Here is a 15191-nt window from a genome sequence, read left to right on the forward strand (position 1 = left end):
TTACAATCACTTACCGCCCTCCCCCCGTAAATTCGGGGGAAAACACCGAAGGACAGGATCAAAAGATCCTGACCTTCGGTGCGTCCTGCAGAGTCAAACGCAATCAGGCGATGGCGCCCAACAGCTTTTCCCACTCTTTGTTTTCTTTCTTCGACACACCGCCCAGCAGGTCAATTGCCTGGCGCAGACGGAAACGGGTCAGGTCCGGCCCGAGGATTTCCATCGCATCGAGCACCGACACCGAACTCGCCTGCCCGGTGATCGCGGCAAACATCAGCGGCATTGCATCACGCAGCTTCAGCTCGAGGGATTCGACCACCGCCTGAATCGTCGCGGTGATGCTGTCTTTCTCCCACTGACGCAGGCTTTCCAGCTTCCACAGGATCAATTGCATCAACTGACGAACCTGATCGCCCGAGAGCTTTTTCGATTCGAACAGCTCGGCATCCGGGTTCACGCCACCGGAGAAGAAGAACCCGGCCAGCGGTGCAACCTGGCTGAAGGTTTCGACACGGCCCTGAACGTGCGGCGCGATCTTCATCATGTATTCGGAATTGAACGCCCACTTCTGCACGCGAGCGGCGAACTCTTCCACCGGCAGATCACGCAGCCACTGGCCGTTGAGCCACGACAGTTTCTCGATGTCGAAAATCGGCCCGCCCAGCGACACGCGCTTGAGGTCGAAGTTGTCGACCATTTCCTGCAGCGAGAACTTCTCGCGCTCGTCCGGCATCGACCAGCCCATGCGGCCCAGGTAGTTGAGCATCGCCTCAGGCATGAAGCCCATGCGCTCGTAGAACGTCACCGAAGTCGGGTTTTTGCGTTTGGACAGCTTGCTCTTGTCCGGGTTACGCAGCAGCGGCATGTAGCACAGCTCCGGTTGTTCCCAGCCGAAGTACTCGTAGAGCAGGATCAGTTTCGGCGCCGACGGCAGCCATTCTTCACCGCGCAGCACGTGGGTGATACCCATCAGGTGATCGTCAACCACGTTGGCCAGGAAGTACGTCGGCAGACCGTCGGTCTTCATCAGCACTTGCATGTCCATGCGATCCCACGGGATCTCGACGTCGCCACGCAGCATGTCCGGAACCACGCAGACGCCTTCGCTCGGCACCTTCATGCGGATCACGTGCGGCTCGCCGGCAGCCATGCGACGGGCGACTTCTTCCTTGGACAGCAACAGCGCACGGCCGTCGTAACGCGGGGTTTCGCCGCGTGCCATTTGCTCGGCGCGCATCTGGTCCAGCTCTTCGGCGGTGCAGAAGCACGGGAAGGCGTGGCCCATGTCGACCAGTTGCTGGCAATACTTCTGGTAGATATCGCCGCGCTCGCTCTGACGGTACGGGCCGTGCGGGCCGCCAACGTCCGGGCCTTCGCTCCAGTCGATGCCCAGCCAGCGCAGGGCGTCGAAGATCTGCTGTTCGGACTCGCGGGTCGAACGCAACTGATCGGTGTCTTCGATCCGCAGGATGAACTCACCGCCGTGCTGCTTGGCAAAGCAGTAGTTGAACAGTGCGATGTAAGCGGTACCTACGTGGGGATCCCCGGTAGGCGATGGCGCGATGCGAGTGCGGACGGTGGTCATGGCATGTCTCGAAAAGAATGAAAAGCAAAGAACGATCAAGCGGCGAATGGTAACAGGCGACACCCGCCCCGCTCCAGCGGGCAGGGCATTTAAGCCAAGGTTGCGTCTGGAACGCCCGTTGGCCGTGGTGAATGGCCGAATATCAACAGACAGCATTTACCGCTCATCGGCTGTATGCCAGATTCGCCTGCTGATAACTTTCCTGACAATTCCTCGACTACAGTTTGCCCATGCCTGCCCAACTCAAGCGTCGCCTGTTCATTTTCCTGTTGCTGGTCCTGTTGATTGCCGGGGGCTTTTTCGCTCATTGGTTTCTCAAGGGACGCTTTTATGAAAGCACCGACAACGCCTATGTCCAGGGTGAAATCACCCGCGTGTCGAGCCAATTGAGCGCACGCATCGACGAAGTCCTGGTGCAGGACAACCAGCACGTGGAAAAAGGCCAGTTGCTGATCCGCCTCGAAGGCGATGACTTCCGCCTCGCCGTCGATCGCGCCAACGCCGCCCTCGCCACCCGCGAGGCCGAACGCCTGCAAGCTCAGAGCAAACTGACCCAGCAAGCCAGCCTGATCGCCGCCAGCGACGCGCAAGTAGCCACGACCCAGGCGACGCTCGGCCGTTCGCAGGTGGATTTGTCGCGGGCAGAAACCCTGCGCAAACCCGGCTACGTTTCCGAGGAGCGGGTCACCACCCTCTCCGCCGACGCCCACATCGCTCGCTCGCAAGTGGCCAAGGCCCAGGCCGATGCCCAGAGCCAGCGCCAGCAGGTCAACGCACTGACCGCCGAAATCAAACGCCTCGACGCGCAGATCGCCAACGCCCGCGCCGACCTCGCCCAGGCCGAACTGAACCTGACCCGCAGCGAAATCCACGCGCCGATCAGCGGCCTGATCGGCCAGCGTGCCGCGCGCAATGGTCAGGTGGTACAGGCCGGCGCGTATCTTTTGTCGATCGTTCCGGACGAGGACATCTGGGTGCAGGCCAACTTCAAGGAAACCCAGATCGGCCACATGCAGCCGGGTCAGAAGGCCGAACTGCTCTTCGACGCCTATGGTGATACGCCGATAGAAGCCCGGGTCGACAGCCTGTTCGCCGCCTCTGGCGCGCAGTTCAGCCTGTTGCCGCCGGACAACGCCACCGGCAACTTCACCAAGGTCGTGCAGCGGATTCCGGTCAAGCTGACCTTCAAGGCCGATAACCCGCTGCACGGCAAGATCCGTCCGGGCATGTCCGTCACCGCCACCGTGAACATCAAAGACGCCCCGGACAATGGCCGGTGATTCACTGATCCGCCCGGTCGGCGAACCGACCCGGCGGGACTGGATCGCGGTGATGAGCGTGATGCTCGGCGCCTTCATGGCGGTGCTCGACATCCAGATCACCAACTCCTCGCTCAAGGACATTCAGGGCGCCCTGTCGGCGACGCTGGAAGAAGGCTCGTGGATCTCGACGTCTTATCTGGTGGCGGAAATCATCATGATTCCGCTGACCGCCTGGCTGGTGCAGTTGTTGTCGGCCCGTCGGCTGGCGGTGTGGGTGTCGCTGGGATTTCTGATTTCGTCGCTGTTGTGCTCGATGGCCTGGAGCCTGGAGAGCATGATCGTGTTTCGCGCCATGCAGGGTTTCACCGGCGGCGCGCTGATCCCGCTGGCGTTCACCCTGACCCTGATCAAACTCCCCGAACATCACCGCGCCAAAGGCATGGCGATGTTTGCCATGACCGCCACCTTCGCCCCGTCCATCGGACCGACCCTCGGCGGCTGGCTCACGGAAAACTGGGGCTGGGAGTACATCTTCTATATCAACATCCCGCCGGGGCTGATCATGATCGCCGGGCTGATGTATGGACTGGAGAAGAAAGAAGCGCATTGGGAACTGCTGAAAAGTACTGACTACACCGGCATTCTCACGCTGGGCATCGGCCTCGGTTGCCTGCAGGTTTTTCTTGAGGAAGGCCATCGCAAGGACTGGCTGGAATCGAGCCTGATCGTGACGCTGGGCAGCATCGCCCTGCTGAGTTTGATCACCTTTGTGATCGTGCAGATTTCCAAGCCCAATCCGCTGATCAACCTCGGCATTCTGCGCAATCGCAATTTTGGGCTGTCGAGTATTTCCAGCCTCGGCATGGGCGTCGGGCTGTACGGTTCGATCTATCTGCTGCCGCTGTACCTGGCGCAGATCCAGAATTACAACGCCCTGCAGATCGGCGAAGTGATCATGTGGATGGGCGTGCCGCAGCTGTTCCTGATTCCGCTGGTGCCGAAACTGATGAAATTCGTCTCGCCGAAATGGCTGTGTACGATCGGTTTCGGCCTGTTCGGGCTGGCGAGTTTTTCATCCGGGGTGCTCAACCCTGATTTCGCCGGGCCGCAGTTCAACCAGATCCAGATTATCCGCGCCTTGGGTCAGCCGCTGATCATGGTGACCATTTCACTGATCGCCACGGCGTACATCCTGCCGCAGGACGCGGGTTCGGCGTCGAGCCTGTTCAACATCCTGCGCAACCTCGGCGGCGCCATCGGCATCGCCCTGCTCGCCACACTGCTGGACGCGCGCACCAAGACCTACTTCGATTACCTGCGTGAAGCGGTGGTGCCGACCAATCCGCAGGTGGCCGAACGCCTGGCGTCGATGACTGATCGGTTCGGCAGTGACACGGCGGCGTTGGGCAAGTTGAGCGAGATCGTGCATCAGCAGGCGCTGATCATGGCCTACAACGATGCGTTTCATTTTGTCGGGATTGCGCTGGGGATCAGCATGCTGGCGATTTTGCTGACCAAGAAACTGCCCGCCGGACTGAAGGCCGGCGAGGCACATTAACCTTGAGCGGACGCAGAGCGTCCAGGGCTGCATTCCCACGCAGAGCGTGGGAACGATCAGTCAGACAGCCAACAGCCGCTCACGCAGCTTGGCAATTTCGTCGCGCATCTGCGCTGCCGCTTCGAATTCCAGGTCGCGGGCCAGCTGGTACATCTTCTCTTCCAGTTGGCGAATGCGTTTGGTGATCTCGCTCGGCGAGCGCAATTCGGCTTCGTACTTGGCGTTCTCTTCGGCGGCCTTGGCCATGCCCTTGCGCTTCTTGCTGCGCGAACCGGGCACGGTGGCGCCTTCCATGATGTCGGCGACGTCCTTGAACACGCCCTTCGGCGTGATGCCGTTGGCCAGGTTGAAGGCGATCTGCTTGTCGCGACGACGCTCGGTTTCACCAATAGCCCTCTCCATCGAACCAGTAATGCGGTCCGCGTAGAGAATCGCCCGGCCATTGAGGTTCCGCGCCGCGCGGCCGATGGTCTGGATCAGCGAACGCTCGGAACGCAGGAAACCCTCCTTGTCCGCGTCGAGAATCGCCACCAGCGATACTTCCGGCATGTCCAGACCTTCACGCAGCAGGTTGATCCCCACCAACACATCGAACGTGCCCAAACGCAGGTCGCGGATGATTTCGACTCGCTCGACGGTGTCGATGTCCGAGTGCAGATAACGCACGCGCACGCCGTGATCGGCCAGGTAATCGGTCAAGTCTTCGGCCATGCGTTTGGTCAGCGTGGTGACCAGCACCCGCTCCTCCACCGCCACACGCTTGGTGATTTCCGACAATAGATCGTCGACCTGGGTCAGCGCCGGGCGCACTTCAACCTGCGGGTCGACCAGACCGGTCGGGCGCACAACCTGTTCGATCACCCGTCCGGCGTGCTCGGCTTCGTAGTTGCCGGGCGTGGCCGAGACGAAAATCGTCTGCGGGCTCACTCCTTCCCACTCGTCGAAGCGCATCGGCCGGTTGTCCAGTGCCGATGGCAGGCGGAAGCCGTATTCAACCAGGGTTTCCTTACGCGAACGGTCGCCCTTATACATCGCGCCGACTTGCGGCACGCTGACGTGGGATTCGTCGATCACCAGCAAGGCGTCGGCCGGCAGGTAATCGTAGAGCGTCGGCGGCGCAGCGCCGGCCGGACGACCCGAGAGGTAGCGCGAGTAGTTTTCGATGCCGTTGCAGTAGCCGAGCTCGAGGATCATCTCCAGGTCGAACCGGGTGCGCTGCTCAAGACGCTGGGCTTCCACCAATTTGTTGTTGTTGCGCAGATACTCGAGGCGCTCCTGCAACTCGACCTTGATCCCTTCGATGGCGTCGAGCAGGGTTTCCCGCGGCGTCACGTAGTGGCTCTTCGGATAGAAGGTGAAGCGCGGCAGCTTGCGGATGACTTCACCGGTCAGCGGGTCGAACGCGGAAATGCTTTCCACCTCGTCATCGAACAACTCGATGCGGATCGCTTCAAGGTCGGATTCCGCCGGGTAGATGTCGATCACATCGCCGCGCACCCGGAAGGTCGCACGGGCGAAATCCATGTCATTGCGGGTGTATTGCAGGTCGGCCAGGCGCCGCACCAGCGCACGCTGGTCGAGCTTGTCGCCGCGATCGACATGCAAGACCATTTTCAAATAGGTTTCCGGGCTGCCCAGACCGTAGATGCACGACACCGTGGTGACGATGATCGCGTCCTTGCGCTCGAGCAATGCCTTGGTCGCCGAAAGGCGCATCTGCTCGATATGGTCGTTGATCGACGCATCCTTCTCGATGAAGGTGTCGGATGACGGCACATAGGCTTCAGGCTGGTAGTAGTCGTAGTAGGAAACGAAGTACTCGACAGCGTTGTTAGGGAAGAACGACTTGAACTCGCCGTACAACTGCGCGGCCAGGGTCTTGTTCGGCGCCAGAACCAGGGTCGGACGCTGCACCTGGGCGATCACATTGGCGATGCTGAAGGTCTTGCCCGACCCGGTCACTCCGAGCAGCGTCTGGTGCGACAGCCCGGCTTCGATGCCTTCGACCATCAGGCGAATGGCTTCGGGTTGATCGCCGGCGGGGTCGAAACGGGTGACGAGCTGGAATTCAGACATAAACACCTCTGGAATCGCGATGCGGCGGGTAACCGCAGCACCACGAGAAAGACCGCAAACGACCGATGTCGCGCAAGGAAAAACGAAGATTGTGCTGAATGTGGAGCCGATTGCCTCGCCTTTCAAGGCAAACGTCCTACATCCGGTAAAGTCTCCGACAAGCTCATTCGACTAACGGTCGAGAAATAATCGGAAAAACTTACCTTAAAAGCCGATTCGCCTGTCGCCATTGATCGATGATGGCCTCTATACTAGCTCCCCGTTTGTGCACCGCTCTAGTGCATTCGGCTGGAGCGCCACACGTCCCTCCACTCTCCAATAGAGCTGCCGTAAAAATGAGCCTGTTCTCCGCTGTCGAAATGGCACCCCGCGATCCAATCCTGGGCCTCAACGAAGCATTCAACGCCGATACCCGGACCAATAAGGTCAACCTCGGGGTAGGTGTGTACTGCAACGAAGAGGGGCGAATTCCACTCCTGCGCGCCGTCATCGAAGCCGAAACCATTCGCGCCGCTCAGCACGCCTCGCGCGGCTACCTGCCAATCGACGGCATCGCGGCCTACGACCAGGCCGTGCAAAAGCTGCTGTTCGGCAATGATTCGCCACTGCTTGCAGCTGGCCGCGTTGTCACCACTCAGGCCGTCGGCGGTACCGGCGCACTGAAAATCGGTGCCGACTTCCTCAAGCAATTGCTGCCCAATGCCGTCGTGGCCATCAGCGACCCGAGCTGGGAAAACCACCGCGCGCTGTTCGAAACCGCCGGTTTCCCGGTGCAGAACTACCGCTACTACGACGCCGCCACCCACGACGTGAACCGTGCCGGCCTGCTGGAAGACCTCAACGCCCTGCCGAACGGCTCGATCGTCGTGCTGCACGCCTGCTGCCACAACCCGACCGGCGTCGACCTGAGCCCGGCGGACTGGAACAATGTGCTGGAAGCGGTCAAGGCCAAAGGTCACGTGCCGTTCCTCGACATGGCTTACCAGGGTTTCGGTGACGGCATCGCCGAAGACGCCGCTGCCGTGCGTCTGTTCGCTGAGTCCGGTCTGACCTTCTTCGTATCGAGCTCGTTCTCCAAGTCGTTCTCGTTGTACGGCGAGCGCGTCGGCGCGCTGTCGATCGTCAGCGAATCGAAAGAAGAAAGCGCCCGCGTACTGTCGCAAGTCAAACGCGTGATCCGCACCAACTACTCCAACCCGCCGACCCACGGTGCAAGCGTCGTCGCCGCCGTGCTGAACAGCCCGGAACTGCGCGCTCAGTGGGAAGCCGAACTGGCTGAAATGCGCCTGCGCATTCGCGGTATGCGCGAGCAGATGGTTGCTCTGCTGGCGAAGAAAGCCTCGCAGCGTGACTTCAGCTTCGTCGGTCGTCAGCGCGGCATGTTCTCCTACTCCGGCCTGACCACCGAACAGGTTCACCGCCTGCGCAACGAGTTCGGCATCTACGCCCTGGACACCGGCCGCATCTGCGTCGCCGCGCTGAACCAGAGCAACATCGAAGCCGTGACGGACGCCATCGTTCAGGTCATCTGACCCGACGCGGCACTAAAAACGGGAAGCCTTCGGGCTTCCCGTTTTTTATTTGTCTGAAGAAAAGCCGCTACACCCTCTAGACTGCACCCAAACGATATTTCAGAGAGACGACATGAAAAACGATGACCTGCGCGCCGACCGCGACGATCTGGATGACTTCATCCCCCGCGCCCCGGCCAAACGCGGCAACAACCTGGTGCTGCAAGTCGCGGCCGGGGTGTTTCTCGGCGGGCTGGCGCTGTGGCTGGTGCAACTGGGCGCAACGATGCTGTACGCCAAACTGATGCTCGGCACCTTCACGTTCGGCGGTTAAGCCAGTTCCGCTGCACGCTGAGTCGCCGCATCGTCATAAACGACGTAGAGCGATTCGGCGATCTGGCTCTTGATGGCCTTGGTGCTTTCCAGACCGAGGACAAAACCTTCGGCCTTGCCGCCTGCACGGTTCAGCTCTTCAGCCGTGGCGGCCTGAGTGATCGCGTCGAAAAGCTTTTCGGCGTGTGTACCGACGCCTTTGGGCAGGCTGATTTGTGCGGTGCTCATGCGAACACCTCGACAGGACGATGAGTGAGGATGGGGCTATTCATGGCGCGTACCTTTTCGGCGAATGGCCGGCAGCGCGTGTGACCACTTCCGGGCGGCCATGGTAGACCTCTGCTACGGTTCTGGTAACCGCCAATCGCCGATAAACCGCCGCCCGTCCTGACCTTTCCAGAAAATTTACATCTCGCGCTTGACTAGTCTTTTTAAATCAGTAACATACGCACCAATTCCGCAATAGCTCAGTTGGTAGAGCAAGTGACTGTTAATCACTGGGTCCCTGGTTCGAGTCCAGGTTGTGGAGCCAAATACAGAGCCCCTGAATCGAAAGATTCAGGGGCTTTTTTGTGGGCATTGAAAAAGTCAGCGCCATAAAAAGGGCCGATCAGTTTCGCAACTGATCAGCCCTTTTCATTCAACTACAACGGTCAGACGTGCTCGCTGCTTTTGGCATGCGTCTTCGGTGCGCCGTGACCGTGATCCGCATCCGGATCGATCACCGGCACTTCATTGCCGTCGCAGTCGTGCAGTTTGCCGTCGCTGAAGTAGTCGCCTTCACGCAGCGCGGCCAGATCGCGATAACGCAGGGTCCGCTCTTCTGCCGCCGCAAACACCGACTGCTGATCCGAGTTGCCCGCCGTGAAGTGGTTGAACGCCAGGTTCAGCAGGATCGCCATGATCGCCGACGAGCTGATGCCCGAATGGAAAATCGTCGCGAACCAGCTCGGGAAGTGATCGTAGAAGTTCGGCGCGGCAATCGGGATCATGCCGAAGCCGATCGAGGTGGCGACGATGATCAGGTTGACGTTGTTGCGATAATCGACCTTGGACAGCGTGCGGATACCGCTCGCCGCCACGGTGCCGAACAGCACGATACCGGCGCCGCCGAGTACCGAGGTCGGCACGGCTGCGATGACCCGCCCCATGAACGGCAGCAGGCCGAGGATCACCAGGAAGATACCGCCGGTCGCTACCACATAGCGGCTCTTGATCCCGGTCACCGCCACCAGCCCGACGTTCTGGGCGAAGGCGCTCTGGGTGAACGAGCCGAAGATCGGCGCGAACATGCTCGACAGCATGTCCGCCCGCAGGCCGTTGCCCAGGCGTTTGGAGTCGACCTTGGTGCCGATGATTTCACCGACCGCCAGGATGTCCGCCGAGGTTTCCACCAGGGTCACCATGACCACGATGCACATCGACAGGATCGCGGCGAAGTGGAAGGTCGGCATGCCGAAATGGAACGGCGTCGGGAAGCCGAACATCGGGCCCTGGGTGACGTTGGAGAAGTCCGCCATCCCGAGGAACACCGCCAGCACCGTGCCGATCACCATGGCCAACAGGATCGACAGACGCGAGATGGTGGAACTGCCGACCTTGCTCAGCAACAACACCAGCACCAGCGTGACCGCCGCCAGACCGATGTTCTGCATGCTGCCGAAGTCGGGCGCATGACTGTTGCCGCCCATGGCCCAGCGTGCGGCCACCGGCATCAGCGTCAGGCCGATGGTGGTAATCACGATGCCCGTGACCAGCGGCGGGAAAAACTTGGTGATTCGCGAGAACACCGGCGTGATCAGCAAGCCGATCAGCGACGCCGCAATCACCGCGCCGAGCACCGACTGGAAGCCGCCCTCCCCGCCACTGCTGACAATCGCCACCATGGTGGCAACGCCGGAGAACGACACGCCCTGCACCAGCGGCAACTGACAGCCGAAAAACGGTAAACCCAGGGTTTGCAGCAACGTGGCCAGCCCCCCCGCAAACAATGAAGCAGCAATCAACAGACCGATGTCCGCCGGCGAAAGCCCGGCGGCCTGACCGATGATCAGTGGCACCGCGACGATACCGCCATACATGGTCAGAACGTGTTGCAGGCCGTAAGCCATATTCGCGCCGACCCCGAGATTCTCGTCCTCGGGCCGTTGGTGTGAAACATGGGGCGTTTTCATGGTGGGGGAGTTCCCTGGTTTTTGTTATGCGCACACTGTATGCAAGAGTCAGGACAAATGTCCATAGACTTGTATACAACTTATCAGTCACATAATGGTTAGCTAGCCACCCAACCTTCTATCTCGCTGCTTTCATCCCACAAATTCGGCAACACATCCCCAATCGAGTCCACGCTTTATCCGCCCAAGCTGAAGTGTTCATGGCAACCGACGGCGCGGTCGCGTTCTTTTTATACATATAAAGTATGCATAATGAAGTCATTCAAGATTCGGTCCGATAAAAGCAAGAATGCTGCCAACGCATTCGAGCCCAGCGAGCGATGGCAACTTTGTGCAGAGGTGATCAATGAAAGATGAATACAATTTCAGCGACGGTAAACGCGGCGCCATTGCTCCCACCAAGGGTAAAACGCGCATCACCATCATGCTCGATGACGCGGTGATCGAAGCCGCGCGCGAGGTCGCTGAAAGCGAGGGGTTTGGCTATCAGACGGTAATCAACAACACCCTGCGCCACGCATTGCTTAACAGCCGTGACGCTACCGAGGAACTCGAACATTCCAGCGGGCAATTCAAGCAAGGCATCACCGCCACCGACCTCAAGAGCCTTGAGAAAAAACTGTCGGCGGCCGTGAACGAGATCCGGCGGGTACTGGAACCGGACGTCAAACCGTAGCGTTCAAACTGGCTGAATCAAGCGCGCCAGAGCCTCTCGTGCACCGGGCTGGTGCGGCAAGTGCAGGCCGAACTCCCGTTCCAGCAATTCGATCAGTTCATCGACATCCGTCACTTCACGCCGCTCGCTCTCGGCGCCCATGCGATGGATCGCGAAACTGCCGTTGTTCAGTGTGCGCCGCCAGCCGTCGCCGGTACGCGCAACCATCAGGCGCTGGGCAAATGGCGAGTCCGGGTGGGTCGAGACATACCAGTTGCCGAGGGTGTAATCGATGTCTTCCTGGCGTTGCAGGTCGAACAGATACATCGGCCGCCATTCGCCAGCAACCTTGGCCCGCAGCATGTAGCCATCCGCCTGCACTTCGATGCGATACGGTTCATGCGGCGTGGATTGCTCGGCGTCGGTATCGAGCACCAGCGGTGCGGTCGGCACCATGCCACCGAAGCCGACGTCGGTGATGTAGCGCACGTCGTCAATGGTCACCAGGCTCAAGCGGTGAGTGCGCGCCGTCCAGCTGCCCTCGGGCTGATTCATGACCACGCGCCCGCTGATCCCCCGCGCATCGAACCCCAGCTCCAGCAGCAAGGCCAGAAACAGGTTGTTCAGCTCGTAGCAGTAACCGCCACGGGCGTCATGAAAGACTTTGCGTTCGATGGACGGCAGATCGATCAGGACGGGCTCGCCACTGAGCGTCGACAGGTTTTCGAAAGGAAAGGCGCCGGTATGGCGCAGTTGCAACAGACGCAGGGTTTCAAGGGTCGGTGCCGGGGGCGCATCGAATCCCAGGCGTTGCAGGTACTGTTTCAGATTCGTCAGGCGTGGCTCGCTCATTGCTGGGTCCTTTTGCATAGAGGCGCGGATCGTTCCGCCGATGGTCGCCATGTATACGGGATCCGGGCATCGAATCGACAATTGAATTAACCAATCACCTGCTAGCGTCTTTTACGCGAATCGATGCGAATCCACGTCGGTGCATGGTCGCTGGCATGCGGTTCGTTGCGCACCCAGGCATCCACACCGGCCTCGTGCAGATAAGGGCTCAGCTTTGGATTGAGCAGCAGATGGTCGATCCGCAGCCCGGAGTTCTTCTGCCAGTGCTGACGGAAATAATCCCAAAAGGTGTACAGCCGATCTTCGGGATACAGATGCCGCAAAGAGTCCGTCCAACCCTGATCCAGCAGGCGCTGATAGCACTCGCGGCTCTCCGGTTGCAACAACGCATCCTTGAGCCACGAACGGGTGTTGTAGATATCCAGATCGGTAGGCACCACGTTGTAATCGCCGGCCAGTACCACCGGATGATCGCTGCTTTGCAAATCCCGGGCGTATTTGATCAGGCGTTCGAACCAGGCCAGTTTGTAGTCGAACTTCGGCCCCGGTTGCGGGTTGCCATTGGGCAGGTACAGGCACCCCACCAGCACTCCATGCACCGCCGCTTCGAGGTAGCGGCTGTGTTTATCGTCGGGATCGCCGGGCAGGCCGCGCCGGCTCTCCAGCGGTTGCGCATCGCGGGCAAGAATCGCCACGCCGTTCCATGACGCCTGTCCGTGCCAGATGGCGCCATAACCGGCGGCCTCCAGATCGGCGGCAGGAAACGCGCTGTCCACCAGTTTCAGCTCCTGCAAGCAGGCGATGTCCGGCTGCTCGCGCCTGAGCCATTCCAGCAGGTTCGGCAGTCGGGCCCGCAGGCCGTTGACGTTGAACGTGGCAATGCGCATTTTTTTCATCGTCCGGATTCCTGCCATTGACCGATAAAAACTGTGACATCCACCCACCGCGACGGTTGCGTCGGATGCTTCCCGTACGGCGTAATAACCCCTCGCCCGATCGCCGAGAATCCCCACATGCAAACCACGCTGCAAGGTCAGGGCATCATCCTGCGCCCGCTTCAATACACCGACGCCGATGCCCTGCTCCGCGCTGCCGCCGACGGTGAACTGTGGAATCTCACGGTCACCGTGGTGCCGTCAGCCTCTACCGTCGACGCTTACCTGAAGAAAGCCCTCGACGGCCGTGAGGCTGGGACGGTCATGCCGTTCGTCATCGTGCTGAAGGAAACCGGCGAAGTGATCGGCTCGACCCGGTTCTGGAAGATCGACCCGCTCAACCGCAAGCTGGAGATCGGCAGCAGCTGGATCTCGGCACGCTTTCAGAAGACCTTCGTCAACACCGAGGCCAAGTACCTGATGCTGCGCCACGCCTTCGAGGTGCTCGATTGCGTGCGCGTGCAGTTCACCACCGACGAAAACAACCAGAAATCGCGTAATGCGATCCTGCGGCTCGGCGCGCAACAGGAAGGCATCGTCCGCCACGAACGCATCATGCCGGACGGCCGCAAGCGCAACTCGGTGCGCTTCAGCATCATCGATGACGAATGGCCGCAAGTACGCCTGAACCTGGAACGCAAACTGGCGGATTACGGCCTGCACTGAACGGTCAGACGCGATTGCGCAGCCATTGCAGGAAACCTTTCTTCGGCGCAGCTACCGGCGTTTCTTCGGTCAGGGATTGCGCCTTGTGCAGACGGAAATCGAGCAGCGCCTGCATCGCGTCGTTGATGTCGTGACGGGCGTCCAGGCACGGCTTGAGATAAGACTTCTCGATGCGGTACAGCGCGCAGAAAGTCTTGGCGGAGAAGTCGGCCGGCAATGATGTATCGGACAGAATCCCCGCCTCGCCGATCACTTCGCCCGGGCCCATCCGCCCGGACTCGAACGGTGTGCCGTGGCGTTTGAGCGTCACCGAGACCACGCCGGATTCGATGATGAACAGGTGATCGCTGACCTCGCCGCCCGCGAGGATCATCTCGCCGGCACGGAAAGTCTGCAGGGTCATGTTCTGGCTGAAGGTTTCTTTCTCCTCCTGACGCAGGGTGGAGAAAATCGGCGAGCTGTCGAGCAACGCCCGTGGCCTTGAGAGATTGCTCGGCACGCCAGGCTCATCGCTCGACAGCAGATTGACCCCGGACGCTTGCAGGTGTCGGTACGCCAGGTCGAACAGCTGATTGCGCACCACACGTTTTTCGCTCATCGAGGCGACAAACCCGCTGATTTCATATTCGGTGCCGGCACTGCTGGAGTTCTTCAGCGCAACGCTCGGCGCAGGGCTCTCCAGCAATTGGCGGCAACCCTGCATCGCCCGCTCCAGGGCATCAATCACCGAACTGGGCCGAGCATGGGGACTGACCTGCACGCTGACGGCAACCCCGAACATATTGCTCGGCCGGCTGAAGTTGATGATCTTGGCCTTGGCCGCCAGCGAGTTGGGAATCACCGCCATGCTGCCCTGACTGGTTTGCAGCCGCGTGGCGCGCCAGTCGATGTCGGTGACCCGGCCTTCGGTGCCGTCGATGGAGATCCAGTCATCCAGTTGATAAGGCTTGGTGGTGTTGAGCACGATCCCGGAAAACACGTCACTCAGGGTACTCTGCAACGCCAGACCGACGATGATCGCCAACGCCCCGGACGTCGCCAGCACGCCTTTGACCGGCAGGTCCAGCACGTAGGCCAGCGCCGCAATGATCGCAATCAGGAAGATCACCGCGCCCAGCAGATCCTGCAACAACCGCCCGGTGTGCCCGACCCGCTGCATCATCACCGCGCCGATCAACACCGTCAGGGTGCGCGCGCCGAACAGCCACCAGCCGATCTGCAGCCCGGTCGCCGCCAGGTGCAACGGCACGTTGTCGGCCCACGGCGCAGGCTCCATCGGATTGAGCCCTTCGTTGAACAGCAAAATGCTGAACAGGGCAAAAATCAGTACCCGCACCAACAGTTTCCACGAACTGCCGTGGGAGCTGATCAGACGCCACAGACCGAGATCGATCAGGATCAGGATCAAGGCGCAAAACAACGGATGATCGGTGAGCAGAGACAGCATCAAACAACTCCGACAGGGGCCAGTCGCGAGAAGATCGCACAGATTGGGCTCAGTGTAGGAGTAATTGATTTGGCGGGATGAGCGCCACCGAACGCGCTCGAAAAAAACCGGCAGGCGCACGTGGCACCTGCCGGGAT

General features: G+C 60.4%; 13 protein-coding genes and 1 tRNA gene. 7 read left to right on the top strand and 7 right to left on the bottom strand.

Features of this window, described 5'->3' with window-relative positions; translation table 11 throughout:
- Positions 1-103: 103 nt before the first annotated feature.
- Positions 104-1585: a glutamate--tRNA ligase gene (gltX, locus tag C1X29_RS13860; protein WP_102717672.1), complete on the bottom strand. Its 1482-nt coding sequence runs from the start codon at positions 1583-1585 to the stop codon at positions 104-106.
- Positions 1586-1815: 230 nt separating this feature from the next.
- Between gltX and C1X29_RS13865 the strand changes: the two genes are divergently transcribed.
- Together C1X29_RS13865 and C1X29_RS13870 are read left to right on the top strand one after the other, a co-directional pair.
- Complete coding sequence (locus tag C1X29_RS13865; protein WP_102717673.1) at positions 1816-2865, top strand: HlyD family secretion protein; 1050 nt, start codon at positions 1816-1818, stop codon at positions 2863-2865.
- A gap of 49 nt (positions 2866-2914) precedes the next feature.
- Positions 2915-4405 (top strand): MDR family MFS transporter, encoded by a 1491-nt coding sequence (locus C1X29_RS13870; protein ID WP_170844900.1) that lies wholly within the window; start codon positions 2915-2917, stop codon positions 4403-4405.
- Between the two features lie 60 nt (positions 4406-4465).
- Here C1X29_RS13870 and uvrB read toward each other — a convergent pair whose 3' ends face one another.
- The gene (uvrB, locus tag C1X29_RS13875; protein WP_011333338.1) at positions 4466-6481 is read right to left on the bottom strand and encodes an excinuclease ABC subunit UvrB; all 2016 of its coding nucleotides are present in this window, start codon (positions 6479-6481) and stop codon (positions 4466-4468) included.
- Between the two features lie 335 nt (positions 6482-6816).
- Between uvrB and C1X29_RS13880 the strand changes: the two genes are divergently transcribed.
- Positions 6817-8013 carry an amino acid aminotransferase gene (locus C1X29_RS13880; protein ID WP_102717674.1) on the top strand — a complete coding sequence of 399 codons (1197 nt, stop codon included), beginning with the start codon at positions 6817-6819 and terminating at the stop codon, positions 8011-8013.
- Between the two features lie 112 nt (positions 8014-8125).
- On the top strand, positions 8126-8326 hold the full coding sequence (locus tag C1X29_RS13885) for a hypothetical protein (protein WP_007956421.1): 201 nt from the start codon (positions 8126-8128) through the stop codon (positions 8324-8326).
- Here C1X29_RS13885 and C1X29_RS13890 read toward each other — a convergent pair.
- Positions 8323-8553, bottom strand: a complete 231-nt coding sequence (locus C1X29_RS13890) for a hypothetical protein (RefSeq protein ID WP_102686996.1) — start codon at positions 8551-8553, stop codon at positions 8323-8325. The two genes, C1X29_RS13885 and C1X29_RS13890, sit on opposite strands and share 4 nt — an antisense overlap.
- 228 nt (positions 8554-8781) lie before the next feature.
- Here C1X29_RS13890 and C1X29_RS13895 point away from each other — a divergent pair.
- Positions 8782-8857, top strand: a tRNA-Asn gene (locus tag C1X29_RS13895).
- Between the two features lie 121 nt (positions 8858-8978).
- On the opposite strand, the gene C1X29_RS13900 is transcribed toward C1X29_RS13895, so the two are convergent.
- Positions 8979-10499: a nucleobase:cation symporter-2 family protein gene (locus C1X29_RS13900; protein WP_102717675.1), complete on the bottom strand. Its 1521-nt coding sequence runs from the start codon at positions 10497-10499 to the stop codon at positions 8979-8981.
- Positions 10500-10845: 346 nt separating this feature from the next.
- Here C1X29_RS13900 and C1X29_RS13905 point away from each other — a divergent pair, with 346 nt between their 5' ends.
- Positions 10846-11175, top strand: a complete 330-nt coding sequence (locus C1X29_RS13905; RefSeq protein ID WP_102717676.1) for a BrnA antitoxin family protein — start codon at positions 10846-10848, stop codon at positions 11173-11175.
- Between the two features lie 3 nt (positions 11176-11178).
- Here C1X29_RS13905 and C1X29_RS13910 read toward each other — a convergent pair whose 3' ends face one another.
- Both C1X29_RS13910 and C1X29_RS13915 read right to left on the bottom strand, forming a co-directional pair.
- Entirely contained in the window at positions 11179-12006 is an 828-nt protein-coding gene (locus C1X29_RS13910; RefSeq protein WP_102717677.1) for an arylamine N-acetyltransferase, read from the bottom strand.
- Between the two features lie 101 nt (positions 12007-12107).
- A complete protein-coding gene (locus C1X29_RS13915; RefSeq protein ID WP_085747846.1) occupies positions 12108-12902 on the bottom strand; it encodes an exodeoxyribonuclease III in 795 nt (264 codons plus the stop codon).
- Between the two features lie 117 nt (positions 12903-13019).
- Here C1X29_RS13915 and C1X29_RS13920 point away from each other — a divergent pair, with 117 nt between their 5' ends.
- Positions 13020-13607: a GNAT family N-acetyltransferase gene (locus C1X29_RS13920; protein WP_102717678.1), complete on the top strand. Its 588-nt coding sequence runs from the start codon at positions 13020-13022 to the stop codon at positions 13605-13607.
- Positions 13608-13611: 4 nt separating this feature from the next.
- On the opposite strand, the gene C1X29_RS13925 is transcribed toward C1X29_RS13920, so the two are convergent.
- Positions 13612-15054 carry a mechanosensitive ion channel family protein gene (locus C1X29_RS13925; protein WP_085747848.1) on the bottom strand — a complete coding sequence of 481 codons (1443 nt, stop codon included), beginning with the start codon at positions 15052-15054 and terminating at the stop codon, positions 13612-13614.
- Positions 15055-15191: the final 137 nt, after the last annotated feature.

Source organism: Pseudomonas sp. GW456-12-10-14-LB2, assembly GCF_002884345.1.
Lineage (GTDB): Bacteria > Pseudomonadota > Gammaproteobacteria > Pseudomonadales > Pseudomonadaceae > Aquipseudomonas > Aquipseudomonas paraglycinae.